The organism is Streptosporangium sp. NBC_01810 (assembly GCF_035917355.1).
Taxonomy (GTDB): Bacteria; Actinomycetota; Actinomycetes; order Streptosporangiales; family Streptosporangiaceae; genus Streptosporangium.
This window is the reverse complement of record NZ_CP109070.1, coordinates 1,179,413-1,202,117: the sequence shown is the minus strand read 5'-3', so window position 1 is coordinate 1,202,117 and position 22,705 is coordinate 1,179,413. Positions and strand designations below refer to the sequence as shown.

20 protein-coding genes are annotated in these 22,705 nt (G+C 66.4%); 9 read left to right on the top strand and 11 right to left on the bottom strand.

Going from position 1 to position 22,705, the window contains the following annotated elements:
* Window positions 1-33 precede the first annotated feature (33 nt).
* Genes OIE13_RS05445 through OIE13_RS05435 form a run of 3 tightly spaced genes read left to right on the top strand, consistent with a single transcriptional unit; the run spans window position 34 to window position 1,656 of the window.
* Complete coding sequence (locus tag OIE13_RS05445; protein WP_326642286.1) at window positions 34-288, top strand: hypothetical protein; 255 nt, start codon at window positions 34-36, stop codon at window positions 286-288.
* Window positions 269-781, top strand: a complete 513-nt coding sequence (locus tag OIE13_RS05440; protein WP_326642288.1) for a DUF6879 family protein — start codon at window positions 269-271, stop codon at window positions 779-781. Before OIE13_RS05445 ends, OIE13_RS05440 begins: the two co-directional genes overlap by 20 nt.
* Window positions 782-798: 17 nt before the next feature.
* Window positions 799-1,656, top strand: coding sequence for a DUF5753 domain-containing protein (locus tag OIE13_RS05435; protein ID WP_326642290.1), 858 nt, complete (start codon window positions 799-801; stop codon window positions 1,654-1,656).
* 318 nt (window positions 1,657-1,974) lie between these two features.
* On the opposite strand, the gene OIE13_RS05430 is transcribed toward OIE13_RS05435, so the two are convergent.
* The 4 genes from OIE13_RS05430 to OIE13_RS05415 all read right to left on the bottom strand — a co-directional run bounded on the left by OIE13_RS05430 (window position 1,975) and on the right by OIE13_RS05415 (window position 6,059).
* On the bottom strand, window positions 1,975-2,925 hold the full coding sequence (locus OIE13_RS05430; RefSeq protein WP_326642291.1) for a DUF4279 domain-containing protein: 951 nt from the start codon (window positions 2,923-2,925) through the stop codon (window positions 1,975-1,977).
* Between the two features lie 58 nt (window positions 2,926-2,983).
* On the bottom strand, window positions 2,984-3,322 hold the full coding sequence (locus OIE13_RS05425) for a hypothetical protein (protein ID WP_326642292.1): 339 nt from the start codon (window positions 3,320-3,322) through the stop codon (window positions 2,984-2,986).
* Window positions 3,323-3,420: 98 nt separating this feature from the next.
* A complete protein-coding gene (locus OIE13_RS05420) occupies window positions 3,421-5,559 on the bottom strand; it encodes an integrase (protein ID WP_326642294.1) in 2,139 nt (712 codons plus the stop codon).
* Window positions 5,556-6,059: a hypothetical protein gene (locus OIE13_RS05415; RefSeq protein ID WP_326642296.1), complete on the bottom strand. Its 504-nt coding sequence runs from the start codon at window positions 6,057-6,059 to the stop codon at window positions 5,556-5,558. The genes OIE13_RS05420 and OIE13_RS05415 overlap by 4 nt, the downstream gene beginning before the upstream one ends.
* Window positions 6,060-6,108: 49 nt before the next feature.
* On the opposite strand from OIE13_RS05415, the gene OIE13_RS05410 reads away from it, so the two are divergent.
* The 4 genes from OIE13_RS05410 (at window position 6,109) to OIE13_RS05395 (ending at window position 9,260) form a co-directional block, all read left to right on the top strand.
* Window positions 6,109-7,053: a radical SAM/SPASM domain-containing protein gene (locus OIE13_RS05410; protein ID WP_326646850.1), complete on the top strand. Its 945-nt coding sequence runs from the start codon at window positions 6,109-6,111 to the stop codon at window positions 7,051-7,053.
* Between the two features lie 2 nt (window positions 7,054-7,055).
* A complete protein-coding gene (locus OIE13_RS05405) occupies window positions 7,056-8,189 on the top strand; it encodes a methyltransferase domain-containing protein (protein ID WP_326642298.1) in 1,134 nt (377 codons plus the stop codon).
* 262 nt (window positions 8,190-8,451) lie between these two features.
* A complete protein-coding gene (locus OIE13_RS05400; protein ID WP_326642300.1) occupies window positions 8,452-8,763 on the top strand; it encodes a type II toxin-antitoxin system TacA family antitoxin in 312 nt (103 codons plus the stop codon).
* A gap of 38 nt (window positions 8,764-8,801) precedes the next feature.
* A complete protein-coding gene (locus tag OIE13_RS05395) occupies window positions 8,802-9,260 on the top strand; it encodes a GNAT family N-acetyltransferase (protein WP_326642302.1) in 459 nt (152 codons plus the stop codon).
* Window positions 9,261-9,347: 87 nt separating this feature from the next.
* Here OIE13_RS05395 and OIE13_RS05390 read toward each other — a convergent pair whose 3' ends face one another.
* From OIE13_RS05390 to OIE13_RS05370, 5 genes are all read right to left on the bottom strand, one after another.
* Complete coding sequence (locus OIE13_RS05390) at window positions 9,348-9,584, bottom strand: hypothetical protein (protein ID WP_326642305.1); 237 nt, start codon at window positions 9,582-9,584, stop codon at window positions 9,348-9,350.
* Window positions 9,581-9,940, bottom strand: coding sequence for an ATP-binding protein (locus OIE13_RS05385; RefSeq protein WP_326642307.1), 360 nt, complete (start codon window positions 9,938-9,940; stop codon window positions 9,581-9,583). The genes OIE13_RS05390 and OIE13_RS05385 overlap by 4 nt, the downstream gene beginning before the upstream one ends.
* Before the next feature lie 429 nt (window positions 9,941-10,369).
* Window positions 10,370-10,819, bottom strand: coding sequence for an NUDIX domain-containing protein (locus OIE13_RS05380; RefSeq protein ID WP_326642309.1), 450 nt, complete (start codon window positions 10,817-10,819; stop codon window positions 10,370-10,372).
* A gap of 11 nt (window positions 10,820-10,830) precedes the next feature.
* A complete protein-coding gene (locus tag OIE13_RS05375) occupies window positions 10,831-12,078 on the bottom strand; it encodes a DegT/DnrJ/EryC1/StrS family aminotransferase (protein ID WP_326642310.1) in 1,248 nt (415 codons plus the stop codon).
* Window positions 12,075-13,139 carry a Gfo/Idh/MocA family protein gene (locus OIE13_RS05370; RefSeq protein WP_326829617.1) on the bottom strand — a complete coding sequence of 355 codons (1,065 nt, stop codon included), beginning with the start codon at window positions 13,137-13,139 and terminating at the stop codon, window positions 12,075-12,077. Before OIE13_RS05370 ends, OIE13_RS05375 begins: the two co-directional genes overlap by 4 nt.
* A 374-nt stretch (window positions 13,140-13,513) precedes the next feature.
* Here OIE13_RS05370 and OIE13_RS05365 point away from each other — a divergent pair, with 374 nt between their 5' ends.
* Window positions 13,514-14,680 (top strand): helix-turn-helix domain-containing protein, encoded by a 1,167-nt coding sequence (locus tag OIE13_RS05365; protein ID WP_326642314.1) that lies wholly within the window; start codon window positions 13,514-13,516, stop codon window positions 14,678-14,680.
* Window positions 14,681-14,689: 9 nt separating this feature from the next.
* Window positions 14,690-15,415 (top strand): 5-formyltetrahydrofolate cyclo-ligase, encoded by a 726-nt coding sequence (locus OIE13_RS05360; RefSeq protein WP_326642316.1) that lies wholly within the window; start codon window positions 14,690-14,692, stop codon window positions 15,413-15,415.
* 118 nt (window positions 15,416-15,533) lie between these two features.
* Here OIE13_RS05360 and OIE13_RS05355 read toward each other — a convergent pair whose 3' ends face one another.
* On the bottom strand, window positions 15,534-19,682 hold the full coding sequence (locus OIE13_RS05355; RefSeq protein WP_326642318.1) for an Eco57I restriction-modification methylase domain-containing protein: 4,149 nt from the start codon (window positions 19,680-19,682) through the stop codon (window positions 15,534-15,536).
* Window positions 19,682-22,681 (bottom strand): DEAD/DEAH box helicase, encoded by a 3,000-nt coding sequence (locus tag OIE13_RS05350; protein WP_326642320.1) that lies wholly within the window; start codon window positions 22,679-22,681, stop codon window positions 19,682-19,684. The genes OIE13_RS05355 and OIE13_RS05350 overlap by 1 nt, the downstream gene beginning before the upstream one ends.
* Between the last annotated feature and the right edge of the window lie 24 nt (window positions 22,682-22,705).

The window sequence follows — 22,705 nt, the reverse complement described above, 5'->3', positions numbered from 1 at the left end:
AGTCCGTGCATACCTCAGATGGTGGAGGTCACCATGGCGCTACGGTTTCTGGGCATCAATCCCGGCACTCCGAACGACGGCTCTCCGACGGTCTGGATCGACGAGGAGACCGGCGACTACATCGTCCAGTCGTACAAGGTGGACGAAGCGACATTGGAGGAGTGCAGGAAGACCGGCGACATCCCCGGCCACGAGACGGTGATCCGGCTCCCAGCGGTGATGATGCAGTTCTTCCCCGAGGTGAACGGCACGACAGAGGCGGCGACCAATGGCATCGGACATCCGTGACGGACTAAGAACAGCCCGCTCCTCAGCGGTGCACCTGGAGCTCCGGGACGTCTACACCCCGAACGATCCCGACTACCTCGCCTGGATGGCGGGAGACCGGTTCGACCCGGCCGAACGCTGGAGCGACTGGTTCGATCTGATCGTCGCGACGGTCGCCCGGGGTGTCCGGGTACGGCGGGCCCGGATCGTGTCCGAACCGGTGACCGACTACATCCGCTACGAGTACGACATCACCGCCGCACACAACATCGCCGCGGGTGAGGAAGTCCGCTGGTTGCCCCGGCGACAGGCCGCCGACCTGCTCGTTCCGGGCAGCGACCTGTGGATCTTCGATGGATCAGTGGTCGTGTTCAACCATTTCACCGGCGACGGCACATGGCCCGCCGACGGGGTTGAACGGCGAGCCGACGAAGCTCTGGCCAAGCGACTTCTGGCGGCATTCGACACGATCTGGGAACGTGCGACACCCCACCAGGACTATCAGCCCACCTGATCGTTTAGTGTCCTCTCGTGTCCTCGTCCGTCTCCTCCAGCGCTCGCGCGGCCAGGCAGTCCCTGGCCGGTCGGCTGCGGGAGATCCGCCTCGACGCAGATCTCAGCGCACGAGCGCTGGCGGCGGCGGCCGGATGGCATGAGTCGAAAACCTCCCGCATCGAGAACGCGAAGACACCGCCCGCCGACGCCGACATCCGCGTCTGGTGCCGGGTGTGCGACGCCGAGGACCAGATTCCCGACCTGATCGCCGCGGCGCGTGAAGTGAACTCGATGTGGGTCGAGTGGAAACGGATGGAACGGGCCGGCCTGCGGCAGGCACAGGAAGCGCAGCTGCCGCTGTACGAGCGGACCCGTCGCTTCCGTAGTTACGCGCCCAGCCTGGTCCCCGGGATCATCCAGACACGTGCCTACACCACCACGGTCCTGCGGGCGATCATGCAACGACGGTCGATCCCCGATGATGTGGATGCCGCTGTCACGGCCCGAATGGAACGGCAACGCGTTCTCCACGAAGGCGGGCATCAGTTCGCGTTCCTCGTGGAAGAGACGGTGCTGCGCTCGGTGATCGGGGGCAGGGAGGTGATGGCCGCCCAGCTCGACCACCTGACCGTGGTGGCGTCCCTGCCGTCTGTCAGCCTCGGTGTCATTCCGCTCGGCTCAGATCGGACTCCGATGCGGTGGACCGTCGAAGGATTCTGGATCTTCGGCGCCGAGCAGGTGTCCGTGGAACTTGTGTCGGGGTACTTGACGGTGACGCGGCCCAGCGAGATCGACATGTACAGCCGCGCGTTCACCGAGCTCGCCGAACTCGCGGTGTACGGCGCCGACGCGCGGGCCCTGATCTCGGCCGCGCTACATGCTCTTACCCAGTGAATTGTGCAAGCACCTGCAAGTTCGTTGAACCTCGCATGCGCTGATTCCTACCGTCAGGGGCATCCGCTCACCTGCCGCCGCGCCGTCGTCCCCGCTTGCACAACGGCTCCGTTACACGCAGCCGGAAGCCACGGTCGCCACGGCGGCGCCCTCCCAGCAGAGGGCGGAGGCGCACTACATCGCACCTCACGGCACGGCACGTTCCCCCAACCGGAAAGGGCACATGATGGTCACCGATCCTCTTTCCCCGCTCACACCGGCGTCCGTCGAGTTCCTCGAACTCGAACTCACGAACCGCTGCCAGCTCGTCTGCGTTCATTAGGCAAGCCCGTTGTCGGAATCAGTTTTGTCGGCTTGCTGTCTGTCTGGTGAAGGCAGCAGCGGATGTCGCTCTTGCTCGTGAGAATCCTCGGTGAACCCGTTGGGACGCTGGTGTCGGAGCGTCTGATACCGCTCATCGAGCAGGCCCACTGCTTCGTGCAGGGTGCACTCGAACAGAGTGCGGATTTGCTGGAGCGCCTGGATATTAGTGCGCGCGAGGATGAGTTCGTCGATCTCCAGCCACCGCCGATCAGGGGCGTCTTCAGGCTGTCTCAAGGCCGCCACCTCGACACGAAGCCGCTCGATCTCCGCGAGGATCTCCCGGTCGGACGGAACGCTGAGGACTGTGATCTCCTGCGGACCGGGCTCTCGGCGAAGGACGTCCAACTTCCGGGAAAGCCATGCACGAAGGTCCCCCAGTTCCCGACGTAGAGCATCTCGCTCGATCTGCACCTGCGTCGGCTCAGGCTCGTCTGGGGTGAGGTCGTACTCGTCGATGTCCAGGGCGGCGCCGGTGGCGGTCAGGAAGTCCAGCACGTCTCGGTCGAGGTGCCAGCCGAGCAAGTTGGGCTCGTCCGGTGGCGCTGGGGGCCGGGTGTCTGAGGGATTGAGTTGGGGGTCTTCCTCGTCATCGTTTAGGTAGCGCACGACCTCCAGGACAGCGCCGGCGTGTTCCTCGTTCTCGGCCCGAAGACGTTCGGCGAGTTCGGCGATGCGGTCGGTGTGAGGCCGGAGCCGGTCCAGCACGCGGGATATCTGTTCATCGACGCTCAGACCAGGCTCACGGCATACGATCTTCCAACTGTGGCTGACTGGAATTGCCGGTGCGGTGCGGCGGCTTCCGCGGATCGTAATCTCATCGGGTGCGATGCCTAGCCACGTCGCTATCTCCTCTGCGGAGATGCGCTGACTGAACAGCGCGAAGTAGACGTACTGGCGGATGCGCATTCTGGGACGATATCGGCGCGACCAGCAGCGATCCAGTTCGGGAGCCTGTTCCGCTGCGTCAGCACGGTCCGATCAGTTCTCCACCGCCGCGAACTGGAAGCCGAGCGACGTTCCCCACCGAAGCGAGCTCTTCACGGGCCTGTTGGAGTTCAAGAGACAGTTCAGCGACCGCCCTGCGTAGCGCGGTCCCGGCGGCTCGTTCTTTGGCGAGCTCGGCCGCAACCTCGGTGATCTTCTCCTTCAGCTTGGCGTTCTGCTCAGCGAGATCCTGCATCGCCAGCGGGGTAGAGTCCTGAACTTTGACGCGAGCCTGGAACTCCTCCACCAGGTCCCGGTAGTCGGAGTAGACGACGTCGCGTCGCAGCCCGGACTCGGTGATCAGCTCGCTGACGGTCAATTTTCCCGATACTGACCTCAGCGGCGTCCCAGTCAGCAGCCGGTCAGCGGCGGCCCGGATCGTAGCGTGTTCGGCGTCCCGTTCCCGGGGAGTACGGCTCACTGGTCCTCGCCTTCGGTCGTTCCGGCTGTGGGCCGGGAGGCTTGGTGGCGTTCGATGATCGCTCGTCGTTGCGCGGCACGAGCGGCTGCCCGGTCACGGATCGGGCGGGGTGTGAGCTGGTCCGCGGCAGCCTGTTCCATCGCAGCTGCCTCCTGGCGGATCTGCTGGATGTCACGGTCGGTGTAGGCCAGGTTCTGGCAGGTCGTGCGGCATTCTGATTCGTCGGGGGCGTCGTCGGAGGGCAGCCCCTGCTCGATCTTGGCTTTGCGGCAGGCCGCGGTCTCGGCCCGCCAGACGCAGGTCATCGCCTCGCCGTGGTGGATGTTGGAGTCGGCCTGGGCCAAGAGCCGTTCCAGGTTGCGGGCCGACTTAACGCCCCGGCCCTCGAACCTGCGGGCGCGGGCGATCCGGTCACGGTATTCGGCTGCGGAGGGACCGCTGACGTGCTCGCCGCCCGCCAGGAGCGTCCAGTCGCGGTCGGTCTGCTCCAGCACCAGTTCCAGCCGCTCCACCGCGAGGTCCTCCATCCATGTCGTGTCGGCGGTGCCCGAGTAATTCAAAGTCACTCGCGTGCTGACATGTCCGTATTGAAGAGCAGTGGCGATAAGCCCGCGCGGCTTGCGGACGATGAAATAGGCGAGGGTCCTTCTGAAGCGCCTGGCATGGATGTGCTTGGTCGGGTCCGACGGGATCGGTGATTCGCCGTCCGGGCCGGCGAAGGCGGTGTTGACCCAGTTGGCGAATTGCTCCAGGTCACGGGTCATGTAGCGGGATACCCGGGCGTGTTGGTCAGCGCTGCGCCTGCCCTGGGCGGCGACGATGCTGGCGGGGAACACGAAGGGGTGCGGGGCAAGTCGCTCCAGCATGGCGATCGCGCCGTGGACAGGAGCGACAACGACCCAGGGCCGCGTCAAGACATCGTCGGCGCCGGTCGAGGGCAGCCGGTCGCTTCCCTTGCCGGCGCGACCGACCAGCAGGAGCTGGCCAGTGTCCGGATCGGTATCCCGGCAACCTCGCCGCAGGTTGAGAGCCTCGCCTGGGCGCATCCCGGACAAGTAGCAGACGATCACAAAGCAGGCCGCCGTGAGGAACCGCACCAGATCATGAACCTCATCGACGGTGATCGGACGATCCCGCCATGGTCGGCCGTCGAGCTGCCCACCGATGGTGCCGAGGAAACTGCCGGCCGCGATGGGCAGCCCGGATTCTCGCACCTGCCGGAGTAAGCGAACTCCCAGACGGCCGCGCCTGCCGCCGAAAAGCCGCAGCAAATGTGCTTCGTCGACTTCAACGGCGCCATCCTGGCCGAGCCGGCCAGGCAGTGAAACTCCTTCCGCCCTCGCGTCTGCGAGAAAGATCGCCAGGCAGTCACGACGGGCAACGCCAGCGAAGCGCCGCTGGGACGAGTGAGTGCCGTCGCAGAGCTGGTTGTACTCCTCCCAGGCGTCGGCGATGTCGGGACCGAAGTCCTCCAGCATCCGCAGCGACCAGGCCAGCAGGGATTCCATGGTCGCCGGGGCGATCCGTGGGGTCTTGTTGCCGCCTCCCCGGGGCGGGACCATGGCCAGACCGTGACCGCTGGCCCCGTTCCACGGGGCGGCCTCGGGCAGTCTGCTCTGCTCGGGGAGGAGATCACGGTAACCCCACAACATCCGGATGGAGTTCAGCAGCCTGGCCTTACGTGACGCGGACGTGGCCAGTGCCAGCACGTGACTGTGGTAGGCATCGAGCCTGCTGCCCGACACCTCCGGCAAACTCTCCAAGCCCTGATCGGCCATCCACTGCGCGAACACCCGCAGGTCCCTGAGGGTAAGAGCGACGGTGTCGATGGCCATGCGCTGGCTGTGCCGTTCGATCGCCAGGACCGGCGGATAGGGGTGGTCCAGGACCGCCAGTGTGAACGTCTTGAACACTAAGACCAGGTGCGGCGGGAACCTCTCCCAGTGCAGGCTGTTGACGCCATGGTGGGCGTCAGGGTGCGCGGGGTGCAGGACCCAGACAGCATCATCGAACCTGGACAGCCGTTCCTGAGGTGTGCCGGGCCTGACGACGCGATTGCGGAGAATCACCACATCGTCATCGGGCCAGCGCGGGACGTTCTGCTCGAGTGACAGCGCGAGGTTTCCCATGGTCATCGTAGGTCCCACCGTCCTTCCAGGAACTCGTCGATCATCTGCTGCTGGCGGCTGGTCACCTCACGGCGAGCCTGCTCCCGTTCGGCGGCGGTGTAGGTGTTCACGATCTCTTCGAGCTGATCGAGCCGCGGCCGCAAACGCGTATCCCAAACCACCGGATCCAGGTGCGGGCGCAGAGCCGCAATGCGCTCCGCCGCGGCGAGCTGCACCGGCAGCTGATGGGGAAGTGCTCGGGCGTTCTCGCAGTCCAGGCAGGACAGGAACGAAGCCGGGCAGGGCAGCCCGGGATCGGCGTGTGGGCTGGCGAGGTGATCGGTGCAGGAGGCCAGCACCGTGTCCTGCTCACCCACCAGGAGCCGTTTGATGACGGCCACGTCCAGATCGGTCTCGGCGGCGACGCAGTCCGGGTCGTTTTGGAACCGGGCGATGAACGCGGTGGTGAAAACGGGGACGCGCTGGCGGGTGCGAGCCTTGTCGACCTCCTCTTGCTCCATCTCCACCGACCGCTCCAAACAAGATCGAAGACGACAACGATGAATAGCCTAGAGAATCTGCGCGCACTGTTACGCCCACTCCGGGCCCACCGAGGGCCACGGCACCATGAGCACCGCCGACTGGCAGCAGCTCATCTCCTCCGCGCCGGCCGCCGGCATCCGCAAGATTCAGCTCATCGGCGGCGAGCCGACCATGCACCCCGACTTCGCGCATCTGCTCAACCATGCGATCGGCAACGGCTTGCAGATCGAGGTGTTCTCCAACCTCCTGCACATCCCCCCTCCGCTGTGGCAGGTGCTCTCCCAACCCGGTGTCGAACTGGCGACCTCTTACTACAGCGATGATCCTGCCGAGCACGACCGGCTCACTCGGCGAGCAGGCAGCCATGCCCGTACCCGGGCCGCGATCATCGAGGCACTCGACCGCGGCATCCCTCTCCGAGTCGGGATCATCGACCTCGGCGACGGGCAGCGCACCGAGCAGGCCCGCGCTGAACTGGAGCGGCTCGGCGTCACCCGAGTCCGCGTCGACCGGGTGCGTGGTGTCGGCCGAGGCGTCGTACCGGCACGCACAACGCCGAACGTGGCAGAGCTGTGCGGCAGGTGCGGCGACGGTCGCGCCGCCATCTCCTGCGACGGCGAAGTCCGCATGTGCGTACTGTCGCGGTTCCTGCCCTCGGCGGGCAACGTCCGCCGGACGCCGCTGGTGGACATCTTCACAGGTGCCGCGTGGCGGAACCTGCTCGCCCAGGTGCCGCGCCGACGCCCCAGCACGGCGTGCAACCCCGACAGCGACGGCAACGACTGCTCCCCGGCCGAGACCATCTCCCCACCTACGGCCCGGGACAGCGGGATGGTCCGCGCGAGCATCCCCAACAGCGACAGGAACGACTGCTCTCCGGCGGAGAGCAGCGCCCCGCCTCCGGTGCTGCTGCCGGTCACCATCCCCCGCCGTCGCCGCACAGTGGCGACGGCCGGTACCGCGGGAGCAGACTCCTGACCATGGACTGGATCCCGCACGCCTCCGCGCTCGCCGAGCGTGTCACCCGCCCCGGATCACCGTGGCGAACCCCCACCGCGAGCACGCCTCGGCACACGTTCGTACCCCGCTGGTGGAAAGCCGCCGGCAACGGAGCGTGGACCCTGCAGGACGGGCCCGGCGAGGCGGAGGCCTGGATGGGCGCCGCCTACGGCGACCGCAGCCTCGTCACCCAGGTCGGCACGTTGCACGCCGACCACGCCGCACCGGAGGACAATCCGACCGGCAAACCGACGTCCTCGTCCACACTGCCGACCCTGGTCGTGCAGATGCTGGAGCACGCCGCCGTCGAGGACACCTCCACCGTCCTGGACGTGGGCACCGGTTCCGGGTACGGCACGGCCCTGCTGTGCGCCCGTCTCGGCGCGGCCCGGGTCACGTCGATCGACGTGGACGCCTACCTCGTCAAGGCCGCCGGGGAGCGGCTGGCCGAACTCGGCCACCGGCCGTCCATGGTGACCGGCGACGCCACCGGCTCTCTGCCGGGGCCGGTGGATCGGATCGTCGCCATGGTGTCGGTGCGGCCGGTCCCCACCTCCTGGCTGGCAGCACTCCCGGCCGGGGGACGGCTCGCCACCACCATCACGAACACGTCGATCATCCTCACCGCCACGAAGACCGAGGACGGCGGCGCGATCGGTCGCGTCGAGCGGGACTGGGCCATGTTCATGCCCACCCGCGCCGGCGCCGACTACCCGCCCCGGGACCGAGCCCTCCTGGAACGGGCCCGGATCGAGGACGGCGAGGACGTCGACCTGGGTCGCTTCCCGGTGCTGGACGTGATCGAGTCATGGGAGGTGCGATCCATGCTGGAACTCGCCGCGCCCGACATCGAGCACCACTACGAGACCGACGGCGACACCCGCACCGCGATCATGCTCCACGAGGACGGGTCATGGGGGCGCGCCGAGCAGACCCGGCACACGCCGCCCGTGGTGCATCAGGGTGGCCCGCGTCGCCTGTGGGACCTGCTGGACGAGGTCCGTGACCACTGGCTGCGGCACGGGCAACTCCCGCTGTACGGCGCCCTGGCCCGTGTCACTCCGGACGGGACGATCCACCTGCGGCGCGGCGCGTGGAGCGCCGTCATCGGCTGAACAACGGCCAGACCGACGAGCCACGATCCAGGAAGGCGGCTTCCCTATACGTGGGCTGTACGAGGCGAGACCTCTTTAGCGGGGATCCGGACGCCCTGTGCTCCGCCTTGACATCCAGCCAACTTGTACGGACACTGTCCGTACAGAACCTAAGCGGCGGGGAGTGATCTCCCTGCGGTTGAACAGCGCCGCACACTGCGGCGCCGACCGCCCGACCGGTGCCGGCGCAACGCCGACACCCGCTGTGGAGGAGCCAGTAGTCATGACCCGTCCCGCGCCAGGCAGCACCGCCTCCCCCAGGCACGACACCAGAAGCCGACTCGAAGTCCGCATCAGCACGGAAGACAAGAACCTGATCGAACAAGCCGCCCGCGCCAGACGGGAGACCGTCACCGGGTTCGTTCTGCACGCGGCCCTCGACGCGGCCGAAGAGGTCATGCGCAATGAACGAATCACCGTGGTGCCTCCCGACTTCTTCGAGGCGATCATCGACTCACTCGACGCTCCCCCGCAGCGGAACGAGGCACTGGCCCGTGCCGCCCGGGAAAGCCGAGAGATTCCGAAAAGGAAGTAACGGTGTATGATCCTCAGCCGCTCAACCAGCAGCACCGCATGGATTCGTTCGACTGCGGGAAGGAGGAGCTGAACTTCTGGTTGAGCACGTCAGCCCTGCAGGCTGAACGGAACCGCACCGCCCGTACTTTCGTGTGGACCTCGGATGGGGAGCACGACGTCGTCGCCTACTATTCCCTTGCCGGCCATCTGCTGCAGAAAGACGAGGTCCCTTCCAAGGCAGGCCGTGGCGGCCCGAGCCAGATTCCCGCCGTCATCCTGGCGCGACTGGCACTCCACAAAACATTGCAGGGCGGCGGCCTGGGCGGTCGCCTGCTCGTCCACGCTCTCAGCACGGCCCTGGAGTCATCTCGGAGCGTGGCCGCTCGCCTGATCGTCGTCGACGCCCTCGATGAGGAGGCGGCGCGCTTCTATGAGAAGTACGGGTTCATCCGTGTCCCGGGGAACATGCGACTGGTTCGAAAAATGAGCGACATCGAAGCCGACCTCAGCGGCTGAACGTCTGACCTCTTGGTCAGAGACGAGGTGGTGGCGCCCTGCGGCCGGTACCGGACGGGGAGGGCCGCCCGGTGTGGTGGCGTCGAGTCAGCCGGGGTACGGCTCATGGTCGCCCGGTGGGCAGGACGGGTTGCAGAGCACGTCGACCCAGACATCGGCGACCGGCGCGGTGATCTGCTCGACGACCTCGGCCGGGATCACGTCGTCCGTGATGTCGGCCCAGATCAGGCGTACGGCGGCGGCCAGCGTGACGATGCAGGTGCCGCACCGCGCACAGACACGCACGTCGCCGGGCAGGTCCAGCATGGGCAGCGGGCCGCTCACCGAGATCCCGGCTCCACGCAGACGAACCAGACGGTCTTGCCCCCCGGCGCGGACTCCACGCCCCACCGGTCCGCGTAGGCCGCGACGATCGCCAGCCCGCGACCGTGCTCCGAGTCCGGACCGGCCAGGAGCGGGGTCGGCCACACCGCGCCGTGGTCGGTGACCTCCCCGCACACGATCCGCCCGTGCCGGTGCAGCGAGAGGGTGATCGGCGCCCGCCCGTGCACTACCGCGTTGCTCACCAGTTCGGACACGACCATGGCCACGCCCTCCGTGACGGCGGAGATGCCCCAGGCGACGAGGGCTTCCCGCGCCAGCCGCCGCGCCTTGCCGACCACTTCGGGATCGGCGGGCATATCCCAGCACGCCTCCCGGGTGTTCTTGTCGTCTCTTACGGGATGTGGAGGGATGAAGCTAGGGTTCTTCATAGGTCAGAGGGCTCCGAGTTCCTGATCCAGTCCTCGGGCGGGTGGTTGAGTCACCACGCCCGAGGACGCCGGGGGTTGTCTCCGCTCGCCATGGCCGAAACGAGCGCATTACACCAATTGGTGGGACGGGCCGCGCATTAAGTAGAACCGCGAGTACGTCCACCCGATGCACGGATACAACTGCGATGAGCCGAGCGGGTATCTCTCATGCCATCTCGAATACAAATCGCCCTCGCTACGCGTGCATTACGAAGTGCGCCGCTTGAGCGAGCTACTTCTACTTTGAGGTCAAATTATGGCGGTGACCCCGCAGCCGAATTACCGATGTGATGCCGCAATCTCGCTAAGGAAATTCGGCTACTCACCCTGCAGTTCTCGATACTTTCTGATAATGTCTTTCACCGCGTCCGTCACGGGCGGCTCGTCGGCGATCGCACTCCAGATGTAGGCGTCATGCTCCTGGAGCTTGATGGGTTCGGCAGCGGTCACGTCCACGGCGAAATTGAACTGACGGCTCTTCTTGCCGCTGCCGGACGTGTAGTCGAAGCTGCCCAGGTAGTCGCGGATAGCGGCGACGTCGAGGCCGGTTTCCTCCTTGACCTCCCGAATCAGTGCCGAGTCCAGCGCTTCACTCGCCTCGGCCTTGCCACTAGGCAGTTCGAAGATACCGCCCATGAAATCGTCCTCCGGTCGCCGGAGGAGAAGCACCTTGTCGTCGTGTTGCACGACCGCGCCGACGACGAATTGCTGAACACCGTCGCGTTCGGCCTCGGCACTGAGTTCTTCGAGAAGAGAAGACTGATCCATGATTCCTTGTCCTAGAGAAGATCGCGATAATTCTCGGCCACCTTGTGGAACGCCTCGATATAGCTATCGACCAGCGACATATCCTCCTCCCTGTGCCATACCGGAAGCTTGAGAGTGTTGTGGTGAATCGCCTCGGCCTTCGGGAAAGCGCCAGGCGAATAGTTGAGCCTTTCGCTGTACTCGGGAAACAGTGGCCCCGGCTCCTGGAACAGCGGAAGGAGGTTGAGTGGACAGGTCGAGCCGGGCCGATCTACCTCGCGGCACCCCTCGGCGTGCAGCGCCTCGTAGAAGCGCTCGATGGGCAGGCCGTCAAGCTCATCCGTGACGTAGCGGAGCGGCAAGCCGTACCAGGAGGCGCGCACGCCGAGCGGCCGTTCCGGCACGATGATGCCCGGCAACTCGGACAGGCGCTCGCACAGATACGCCGCAGTGGTGGCACGTCCTTTCAGGTAGTCGTCCAGATGTCCGAGTTGATCAAGGGCGATGCTGGCTGCCAGCGGGTGGATGCGAGACTTGAGCCCCATGCCGGTGGTGGCGTAGCGGTAGAGCGGGTGGCCGGATGGCAGTTCGCCGCGACACCGCTTGTTGTACTGGCTGTGCAGCAGCACGCGGTAGTAGACCTCATCGTCGTCGGTCAGGACGAAGCCACCTTCCCCGGCTGAGAGCGGCTTGGGTCCGTTCATACTGAAGGCGGCGGCACGTCCAAAGGTGCCGATCCGCTGGCCGTCGACGGTTGCGCCGTGGGCATGCGAACCGTCCTCCAGGAGCATCAGGCCGTGCTCGTCCGTGATGGTTTTGAGCGCCTGCATAGCGGCCGGCTGTCCCCACATATGCATGACGACCACGGCCTTGGTGCTCGGGGTAATCCGTCGTACGACGTCATGCGGATCGAGGTTGCCGGACTCGTCACAGTCGGCCAGGACGGGGACCGCGCCCAGGTGCAGCAGTGGCGTAACCGTGGCGAAGAACGTGTACGCGGGCACGATCACCTCATCTCCCTGCCCGAGCTCGCAGGCTGCGTACATCGAATGGAGCGCCGCTGTACCTGAACTGGTGAGGATGGCGTGCGCGGTGCCGTGGTAGTCGCACAGCTCGTTCTCCAGCAGTTCGATGACGCCCGAGCGGTTGTAGATCGAGATACCCTGCCCGAGTTGGCTCAGCACGGCCGCCGCGGTGGTTTCACCCGGTGGCCAGGTGAAGTGCGGTCCGGGCTGGGTGATGGTCGGTGCACCACCGAGCAGCGCCAGGGGTGAGTTCACAGCATCTCCTTGGGGTTGATGTAGACGTGGGTCTTGGCGGACTCATAGCAAGCAGCGATGAAACTCATGTGCGCCAAGTTCTCTTTCGGGCCGCTGGTGTTCGGCCGCAAGCCCTCGATGACCCTGCAGAAGTAGTCGATCTGGCAGGTAGCCGCCGACGGCCATGCCTGCTCACGCGACAGTGATTCGATGACGTCGCCGCCATTGGTGAGCCTCTGGATACGGCCGCGCTCCAGGTGCACCATGCCCTTGCTGCCGACCAAGCGGATCCGTTCGGTCTTCGGGCCGATGAAGCGCGACAGCAGCAGTGAGCCGTACAGGCCGCTGTCGTAGCCGAAGTGGATGAGCGCGGTGTCCTCGGCATCGTATTCACGATCCGGCCGGGCACCCACCGAGACGTCAGCCAGCACACGATCCGGCAGACCGAAGTACCACAGGATCATGTCGATCAGGTGGTATCCCATGTCGATGATGCAGCCGCCACCGGCCTTGGCGGTCAGGCCGCGCCAGCCCTCGGAGGGGTCGTCAATGAACAGCGTGTACTGCGCGTCCACGACGAATGGCGTGCCGATCTGGTCGGCAAGTTGCGTGAAGCTGGTGTAGATCGGATTGAAGCGGCGTTGCAGCGTGACCATGAGCTGAATGCCGGACTCCTCGCACTGCTTGGCGAGTTCCTGCGCTTCGCTCATGCTGGTGGCAAACGGCTTCTCTTTCAGCACATGAATGCGATATTCGGCTGCAGTCTCGATAACCGTCCGGCCGATGTGGTGCGGTACGGTGACGATCACCATGTCGAGCTGTTCGGTCCTGAACATCTCCCGGAAGTCGGTGTAGCCGTTGACACGGAGCTGGTACTGATGCTCGCGGACGATCTCGGAGTTCTCATCGCAGATGGCTACCAGCTCGGCGCCATCGGACGAACGGAGGCCCGGAATGTGGTCATCTAAGGCTTGCTTGCCGAGACCGACCACACCGGCTCGCAGTTTCACCTGCCGTCGACCTTTCGCGAGGTTGCCAAGCTTGGCGAGTGGTATTGCCTTGGGCACGGGTAGCACCGTCATATCTCCGTTAACCCTTTCGCGATGACGAGGCCAGCCGAGTACGGATATCTTCAATGACCGTTGTCACCCTCTCTATGAGTGGCCAACTGTTGTCGATCACAAGAAACCGTCCCGGTTCATGAGCGGCCCACCCGTGACCCTTTACGGCTGCCGTGGTATGAGATGTCGAAAACGGATCAAAATCGAAAGAAGCAACTAATCCTTTCTTTTCATAGCCGCTTCCCTCCTGGCATCTGCGCACCGTAACCTGAATACAACAGGGAGTAGCGGAGACCTACCAGAGCGGAACCACCGCACCGTTGTCTCAGGATTGCGGCGTTCAGACCTCTGACCAGCGGAAACGCGTCCCGAACTGACGGAAGGGAGCGGAAGACGTGGCATCACGGCGACAGCGGTTCGCTCAGCGCCGGAAAACCGTGGGTTTCAGCCAAGAGCGATTGGCCGAACGGCTCGGCATCGACCGGTCGACGGTGACGCGCTGGGAGTCAGGCGAGACCGAGCCGTTGCCCTGGTTGCGTCCGAAGCTGGCGCGCGCCCTCCAGGTGTCCATCGAGCAGCTTGACGAGTTGCTCACCGAGGCCGGAGAACCCGAAGCGGTTGCCGATGAGCGACTGAATCACGTCCTCGAACACCCCGGCAGTGTCGATCTGATAGCTGTGGCTCGGCTGCGCGAGCGTGTGCAAGAACTTGACGTGCGCTACGACAGGGCACCGTCCACCTCCCTACTGGCTGATGCCGGGCAGTGCTTGGGGCAGGTCAGCTTCCTCAGAGCGCACGCCGCCACAAGCCGAGTGCGCCGCGAACTGTTCGCGGTCGAGGCCGAAGCGGCAACGCTCATGGGTCAGCTTGTTTGGGACGCCTCACAGCGCCGCGATCACGCCACGGCTCGCGCCTACCTCGGGCAAGCCGTGGAAGCAGCGCGGCAGATCCACGAGCCAACAGCCGAAGGGCTGGCCTTGCTTCGGACGAGCTTCGTTGCCCTCTACGGCGAGAAAGACCCGCAGGCCGGATTGGTACTCGCCATGCAGACAGCTGAGGCTGTCAAAGGCAACAGCCACGTCCTGGCGGGCCTCGCCACCTTGCACGCGGCGGAGGCGCGAGCCATGCTCGGGCAACGGCAGGATTGCGAACAGGCCTTGAGCCGGGCACAGGTGCACTTCGAACAGATCGGCGCTGCGGATGCGGCGGCTGATCTGTTCTCGCCGACCCAACATGGCCGGTTGGCGGGCTCCTGCTACCTGTTCCTCAACGATGCCGGACGCGCTGAACAAATCCTTGAAGGTATCGCGCAAGCCCTCCGCGATCGGTCGAAGTCCCAAGCGATTGTGCTCGGCAATCTGGCCCTCGCCTGTATCCGTCAGAAGAAGCTCGACGAGGCCGCGGCTTGGCTGCACAGCGCTATAGAAGTGGTAGAGATGACCTGGGGTGGTGGTGGGCTCGGCATCGTCTTCGGAGCGGGCCGTGAACTGCGTCCCTGGCGACGGATGCCGGTCGTCCAGGACGTGTACGACCGCCTACTCACCCTTATGGCAGCGGCGTAAGGAGCGAAGTTGACCAGTTTGGACATCGACCAGGCCAAACAGGCGATCCGCGAGCGAGTGTGGGCACTGCTGGAGCGCGAGCGGGCTGCGCCGCCCGGTGTCCACGGCCGTATCCCCGCCTTTTTCGGAGCCGAGGCAGCCGCCGACCGCCTAGCCGAGCTGCCCGTGTGGCAGGCCGCCCAGGTCATCAAGTCCGTACCGGACAAGGCGCAGCTCCCGGTCCGGGTACGGGCACTCGCTGAGAACCGGTTGGTCTACATGGCCGTGCCCAAGTTGGCCGAGGAACTGCCGTTCTACCTACTCGATCCGGCGACGCTGACCGTACCTCCGGCCGAAGCCGCGTCGAGCAAGGTGGCCGCGACCGTGGCACGCAAGATCGGCGTGGGCGACATGCGGCCAGTCGATCTGATCGTGTGCGGCAGCGTCGCGGTCAACCGGCGTGGTGTCCGGCTGGGTAAGGGCGCCGGCTACTCCGACATCGAGGTAGCCCTGCTACAAGAGGCGGGGTTAATCGGGCCTGAGACGACAATCGTGACGACGGTGCACTCTCTGCAGGTGGTTGACGACGAATTGCCGGAAACCAAGCATGACTTCAGCGTCGATCTGATCGTGACGCCGGATGAGGTCATCGAGTGCGGACCACAGCGCCGACCACAAGGGCTCTATTGGGACAGCTTGAGCCAACAGAAGATCGAGGCTATTCCAATTCTGGCGGCAATGAAAAGCCGCCTGTAGATATGCGGTGGACCAAAAGGTGCTTCCCGTCGACGAATGCTGATATATGCATGTTGGGCGTATAGCCGAAGCAGCCTGTCATATACGTCACTGGAACTCAGGGGGCTCGCCCGGGGCCTCAGACTCCTTCGCCTTCCGTTCGATCGGTGGCTGTGGTGTGCGCCACGGGATGGCGGGGGCCGTGGCCGGGAGGTGGGGTGAGGGTGGAGGTGTAGTTCTCGCCGTCGATGAGGGGGGTGGTGGTGAGGCTTACGCCGGACTCGGCCATGCGGTCGTACTCGGCGAGGACGAGGTCCTTGGTGCGGTACGTGCCGTACTTGGCGATCTCGTTGTTCTTGAGACCGCCGTTCTCGGTCTGGAAGGTCTCCAGAATGTAGTCCACATCGGAGGCGCTGATCCCGTAGAGATGGAAGAAGTAGGCGTCCAACTCGGCACGGATCTGGGCTCGGCGGTTCTCGTCCCATTTGAAGGGGGCACCGGAGTCACCGAGGTCACGGGCGAGTCCGGCCATGTCGTGGGCGGTGTAGACGAGTTCGAGAACGCGGGGGGCGAGGAACGATGTGTGGAATTCCACCCTCTGGGGAGCGGGAACGGGGAGTTGCTTCCACGTCATGAGAGCCATGTGAATGCCACCCACCTTTTGGCGGCTCACAAAGTCGAAGACCAGAGAGCTCTGAGCAGCGACAAGGGCAGCAGTCAGGACAGGTGAGACACGTGGCAGCATCAGAGGATACGTGTGGCCGACAGCCGCGCGCGGGAGGAAGGCGGGGATAGCCGTACGCTCATCGGTCGTACGACACACGTCACGCCAACCACAGAGCCAGTCCCGGCCCCAACCCACATCCTCCAAGCGGAGGGTAATACCCGGGATCTCGACCTCCTTGTTCTTCCTAATGGTTGAGATTAGCCCGTTCTCTGCGATCCAGTAGCGGGGATCGGCTGCCACCGATGGGTTCTGCTTTTCATCAAATGTCAGGCGACGGCGATCCTCATTGCCCGTATCGTAGTAAGAGTTCCAGCGGTGGTCGAAGTGGTGGGCCATCTTTCCCTCATAGAGCGGCAGCATGCGCTCCTTACCCCGAATGAACACGTTCCCGCGCAATTCCCACCCCTGCGCCTCCAACTGATCCCGCGTGCGGAAAAGGTCGGAGTCGTCGGTCATGTTGAAAAAGTTCTTGAAGGTGATGCCCCACGGGTTGCCGTTTTTCTCGGTCTCGTTCCACAGGACCGGGACACGGCGGTAGATCGCAACGGTGAGGTCAGCGTCCTGGCGGGTGCGGAAGATGGGGAGGGTGCCGGTGTTGGGGTTGATGAGGGCGATCTCCTCGGGACTGAGCGCGAAGACGCGCTTGGAGTCGTCGAGGTCGGTCGTGTCCTCAAGGAAGAACGCGAACTTCGCCGCCGGTTCGCGCAGTTTCCGGCCGGTCATCGAGAGCAGGCAGAACTTGTAGCTGGAGTGCACTCCCACGAAAAGCGGCTTGAGGTTCTCGAAGTCGTACAGGGAGGCGATGGCGCCGCGCCGGGTGAGGTCGCTGAAGAGGTGCTGCGCCCCAGCGCCCGTCGCGATGGCCGTCGGGATGATGCACCCGAAGCGACCCTTGGGCGCGGCGATGGAGGCGAATCGCTCGGCGAAGAGCTGGTCGGTCTGGAGCGAGTTGACGCCTTTGACAGTGAGGCCCTTGCCGCACAGCGGGTACGCCCCTGAACCGCCCGCGAAGAGGAAAGTCGACTTCACCTTGCGACGCTCCGCCTGGTAGCGCTTACCCGCCTCCGGGTTTTCCTTCGCCCACCCGGCGATCCGGGTCCGCCGCGCAGTCCCGGAGATCGCGGCGATCAAGGGGTCAACGACGCTGAAATATTTCTTGTCCTCGAAGTCGACCTTGTCCCATGGCGGATTACCCAGTACACAGGAGAAACCGCCCGCCCAGCCGGTAGCGGGGTCCACGCCCGCGCCGTCGTCAGGGACAGTGAAGACATCGGGAAACGCCAGGTACCAGTGGAAGAAGCGGTACTCATCGCGGAGCCGCACGATCTCATCATGGGTCGCCTGCGAGGCGGCCGTGGCGTCCGGATCCTGGAGTGCGCGAAAGACGTCATAGGTGACCGGGGGCGGCGCGTCCTTGGTCTTGTGCCACATGAACGCCGCACACCAGGCATCTGCCACGTGCACGGCGTGGACGTACGCGGCGGAGGTCTCCCACTTGCGGTAGTCCGCGGCTTGCCGGTGGACCTCTTCGAGGGTGCCGGAGGGGGCGTTGGTGATGCGGCGCAAGCCGGAGGCGAAGGTGGTGTTGGCCACCTTCGTCTCTCCTGCCAGGTCGAACAGTCCGCCCTGTCCCGCGCGTTCCTCGTTGTTCTGCTTCTCCAGGAACTTCGCGTACCTGTCGTCGTCGCCCTCAACCGCTTTGAACGCCTTGCTGGGGATGCCGTCGCGCAGCAGGACCGGTGTCGCCCCGATCAGACCGTTGCCGTGCTTGATGTGCGCGTCAAGGAAGCCAAGCGGCCTGCCCGGCTCCAGAGCCTCCAGCCAGAGCGACACCTTGGCGAGTTCGACGGCCATCGGGTTGAGGTCGACGCCGTACACGCAGCGGGCGATGACCTCGTGCAGGGCGTGCCGGACCGCGTCCAGGGTGGGCTCCGGGTTGCGCTCCCGTACGGCGGCGACGCGCTTGGCGATCCGGCGGGCGGCGGCGACCAGGAAGTGGCCGGAGCCGCAGGCCGGGTCGCAGACGGTCAGGGAGAGCAGCTCGGCGACGATGCTCTCGGCCGGGTCCGGCTCCCCCGCTGCCGAGGCCCGCTGCTCGCCGCGCTTCTGCGCGTCGTCGATGACCGGGTCAAGGGTGGAATCGAGCAGGGTCTCGATCAGGGAGCTCGGCGTGTAGTACGAGCCGGTCTTCTTCCGGTCGTTGCCGAGGCGGTTGACCAGCTCGAAGGTCCGGTCGACGGCGCTGTGCTTGGGGACGAGCTCAAGGAGCGACTCGTAGATGGAGCCGAGTTCCTCCGAGCCCATGTTGCGGTAGTCCACCTGGCGCCAGCGGGCCGAGTTCACGTCGCGGACCCGGTCGAGGTGGCGTACCGCCTCCAGCAGGTGCGTGTTGGAAAGGAACAAACCGTGCAGCGGGGCGTCGGCGGCGGTGTCGTCGAAGAGCCCGCCGAGGCCGGGCAGGCCCAGCTCCGGACGGCCTTTCTCGTCGCCGAGTGCCTTGAGCACGATCCGCAGAGCCTGGTAGAGGTCGGTGTGCGCGGTGCCCCGGCGGCGGCTCGCCTGGCGGCGCAACCGGTCGGAGGAGAAGTAGTCCGCGTATCGCTTGCGGGCTCTGTCGTCCGTCCCGGGCGGGTGGAGTGCGTCCCGGTCCTCGGTGACGAACAGGAAGATCAGCCGGTAGGCGAGGCGGAGCAGCGCGGCGTGGAAGGCGTCGACGTCCAGGTTCTTGCGGAGGTCGGCGTTGTCGGGGTGCTTGAGGAAGCCGGTGCCGAGCGCTGTGATGGCCTTCTGGACTCCTTTGCGATGGTTCTCCAGCGCCCGCGTGCCGGACGCGATCGCCTCGGTGCGCCACTTCTCCAGCCAGCACGTCGACGGCGCCTGGCCCTCCTCGATCCTGAAGCGGGAGAAGTGCAGCAGCCGGTAGAGCAGGACGAACTCGCTGAACAGCTCGCCGTCGAAGATGGCCTCCAGGTCGAACTCGACGTACGAGGCGGTGGCGAGCGCGCTGGAGTCGCGCAGCAGGCGTAGCCGGCGGCCGTTGGTGAGGACTCCCCACAGGTGGGCGTCGGTCCGGTTGAGGCACTCCTGGACGAGGGACTGCGGCGGGACCGTGCCCGCGCCGCCCGGACGCTTGTCCAGCGCGGCGTTCCAGGCGGCCAGGTGCAGGGGAACGCGGCCCCAGCGGTGGCTGATCGCGAAGATCTTGCCGCCGTCGTCGGACGGGATGCCCGCCGCTCCGACCGCCGTCAGTTCGCCGAAGCCGAGCTCCATGAAGAGCGGTTCGAGCCACTGCGTGATCGCGACGCCGGTGGGGTCGGACGGGGCCTCCAGCTCCGGGGCGACGAGGAGCTTCGCGCGCAGCTCGCTCCAGACCGACTTGAGGTAGTCCCAGTGGCGCTCGGCGTCGTCGCGGACCGAACGGGAGCCGATGACGCGGTAGTCGGTGGGCAGGGAGCCCTTGACGTCCCTGCCCTCGGAGATGCGGACCAGCATGTCGGCGGGGATGAGACCGCCGATGGTGTGGACCGCGGAAAAGACCTGGTTGCGGACGGTGGCGGACATCAGGCTGCTCCCCCGGGGACGGTGACGGTGGGGGTGACGGCGCCGGAGGCCGGCAGGTAGACGTAGACGCCGAGAACATCGGCGGGTTTCTGCGCGGTGACGTCCACCCCACGGACGATCTCGCCGGAGGCGCTGCGGACCCGGCGGTGCGAGGCGAGGAGTTCGTCGGCGAGTTCCACGCCGTACGCCTCCAGATGTGCGGTCACGGTGGGCAGGCCGTCCAGGACGCGGCTCATCGTGCGCTCGCCGAAGGTGGGGTCGGTGTTCTCGTCGGCGGTCGCGTCGAGCAGCCCCAGCGCGGCTTCGGCGGGCAGCCACACCGCGTTCGCGGGTGAGCCCTCGAAGGCGAGCAGCCGGGCGTCCTCGGCGACGAGCTCCCGCTCCCCCGACCTGGACGGCAAGGTGAGGTGGAAGCGGTAGCGGACCAGGAGCAGCGTGGTGCGGTTGCCGACGGCTCTGGTGCGGATCACTCCGCAGCGGCGGGCCGGGCGGGGGCCTTCGGCCTTGCCGTCGAGGGCGGCGTTGAGGACGTAACCGGCGAGCGCGCCGACCACCGGGTCGGTGCGGACCAGGGCGGCCTCACCGCGCGCCACCGCGGCCGTCGTACGGAACGGGACCGGACGGCCCAGCTCGACGGCGTCGCCGCCGAGAACGGGGGCGAGGACGTCGCGGAGCCCGGCGGGAGCGCCGCTCACCTCCGCGGTGAAGTCGCCGGTGCCGCTCGCGTCGTCGCGCAGGACGCCGTCGAGAGCGGCCAGCGCATGCCGGACGAAGTCGTGGGTCTCACCCGACCGTCCCAGGGTGTCGCGGATCGCGGCGACCTCGCGGGCGACCTCCTCGGGGTGGATGGAACGCTGGGCGAAGCGGGAGCGGGACGTCTTCTCGCGTTCGGCGGCGGACTTCCACTCCGTCTCCAAGTCGGCGGCCCTGTCGTCGATCGCGCCGAGCTCCTCAAGGCCGAAGAGCGTCTCCTGCCCGCGTTGCCGGTCGCGCATCAGCATCCATTCGACGATCGCGTCGGTCACCCCGGAGGAGGCCGCGTCGGGAACGGAGACGGAGATGCCCAGGTCCTTGCGGATCTGGCGGTGCTTCTTGATGAGGACTTCGAGGACCTTGCCGTCGATGCCGTTGTCACTGCCCCAGAGGGTGATGACCCGGACGATGTCCCTCTTCTGGCCGTAGCGGTCGACGCGGCCTTCGCGCTGGTCATGGCGGGTGGGGTTCCATGCCAGGTCGTAGTGGACGACGGCGTCGAAGTGGTGCTGGAGGTTGACGCCCTCGGAGAGGCAGTCGGTGGCGATCAGGACGCGGCGGGCCGCGCTGTCGTCGCCCGCCTCGTCGGCGAGTTCCTCGATGCGCTGCAGGCGCTGCTGCGGGGAGAGGGTTCCGGTGACGGCCCGGACGACGGTCTTCTTACCGAGCTTGCCGTCCAGGTGCTCGGCGACGTACTCGGCGGTCGGGATGTAGCGGCAGAAGACGATCGGGTGGTAACCCTCGTCCAGCAGCTTCTTGAGGTGCCTGACCAGCGCCGCCAGCTTCAGGTCACCGGCCGTTCCCTCCAGGCGGGCCGCCCTGTCGGCCAGTTCGGCGAGCCGTGTGCCCGCTTCCCCGGTCTCCGCGATCCCCCCGGCCTCCGCGACCTCCCCGATCTCCGCGACCTCCCCGATCTCCGCGCCGGGGGCGACGTCGAGACCTTCCAGGGCGTCGTTTTCCGAGGAGTCGCTGGTCAGGGGGGCACCGAGCCTGTCGGCCTCCTCGGCGGTGGTGGCCTTCGCCGCCGCCGAGCGGGTGCGCAGCGTCTGGGCGGCGGCGCGCGGTGAGGAGACCAGGGAGCGGAGCAGCGCGATCGCCGACCACCAGGCGATCCGGGCCTCACGCCTGCCCCGGTCACCGGCGGCGGTCACCCGCTCACGCGCGTAGGCGATGGCGTCGTCGAGGAGGGCCTGGTAGGCAGGAGAGAGCTTGTAGGTCTCGTCCTTGAAGTACCGGTCCGAGGGAAACGTGGTCTCCTCGGCCAGGCTGTTGTCGGCCAACCCGTCGTTCACGGTGAGGAACCGGCGGACGTCGGCCCGCTTGCGATGCACGAAGTGCGCGGCCAGGAGCCTGCGGCCCTCCTCCGAGCCGAAGTCGACCGTCGCGAGCTCCGGCCTGACCAGGCCCAGCAGGTTGCGGAACGCGCTCTCCTTCCCGCTGTGCGGGGTCGCCGTCACCAGCAGCAGGTGGCGGCCGGCCTTGGGGTCGGCGACGCGTTGGAGAAGCTCGTAACGGAGCTGGTTCTGCGTGGAGCTGTTCTCGTCGGCGGCGACACAGGTGTGGGCCTCGTCGACGATGACCAGGTCGGGGCAGTGCCGGACGAAGTCGTCGCGGTGCCGGGTGGACTTGATGAAGTCGGTGGAGACCACCACGTGGGGGTGCCGCTCGAAGAGGGACTGGCCCAGGTCCAGGCCGCGCTCCAGCCTGGAGACCGTGGAGGCCAGCACCAGCTCGGCGTCGATGCCGAACTTGGTGCGCAGCTCCTGCTGCCACTGCTCGGCCAGCGCGGGCGAGCAGAGTACGGCGAGCCCCTTCGCGCCTCCCTGGGCGAGCAGCTCGCTCGCGATCAGACCGGCCTCGACGGTCTTGCCGATGCCGACGTCGTCGGAGATCAGCATCCGTACGGTCTTCTGGCGCAGCGCCATCATCAGCGGTACGAGCTGGTAGGCGCGGGGATCGACGGCGATCCCGGCGAGCGAGCGGAAGGGGCCGGCACCGGAGCGGAAGCCGATGCGCAGGGCCGAGCGGAGCAGGCCTGCGGCACGTTCGTCGCCGAGGTCGGCGGCCAACGGGGGTGCGAACTGGGCGCTGGTGACTTTCTCGAAGGCGGGGAAGACGGCCGCGATGTCGTCGTCCGCTCCGCCCAGGGGGCGCAGCACGAGCATGTCGGGGGCGCTTTCGGGCAGCACCACCCAGTCACGGCCTCGGGCGGAGACCAGGGAACCGACGGTGGGGGTGATCGTCATCGGAGGGGGGTCCTTGGGTAGTTG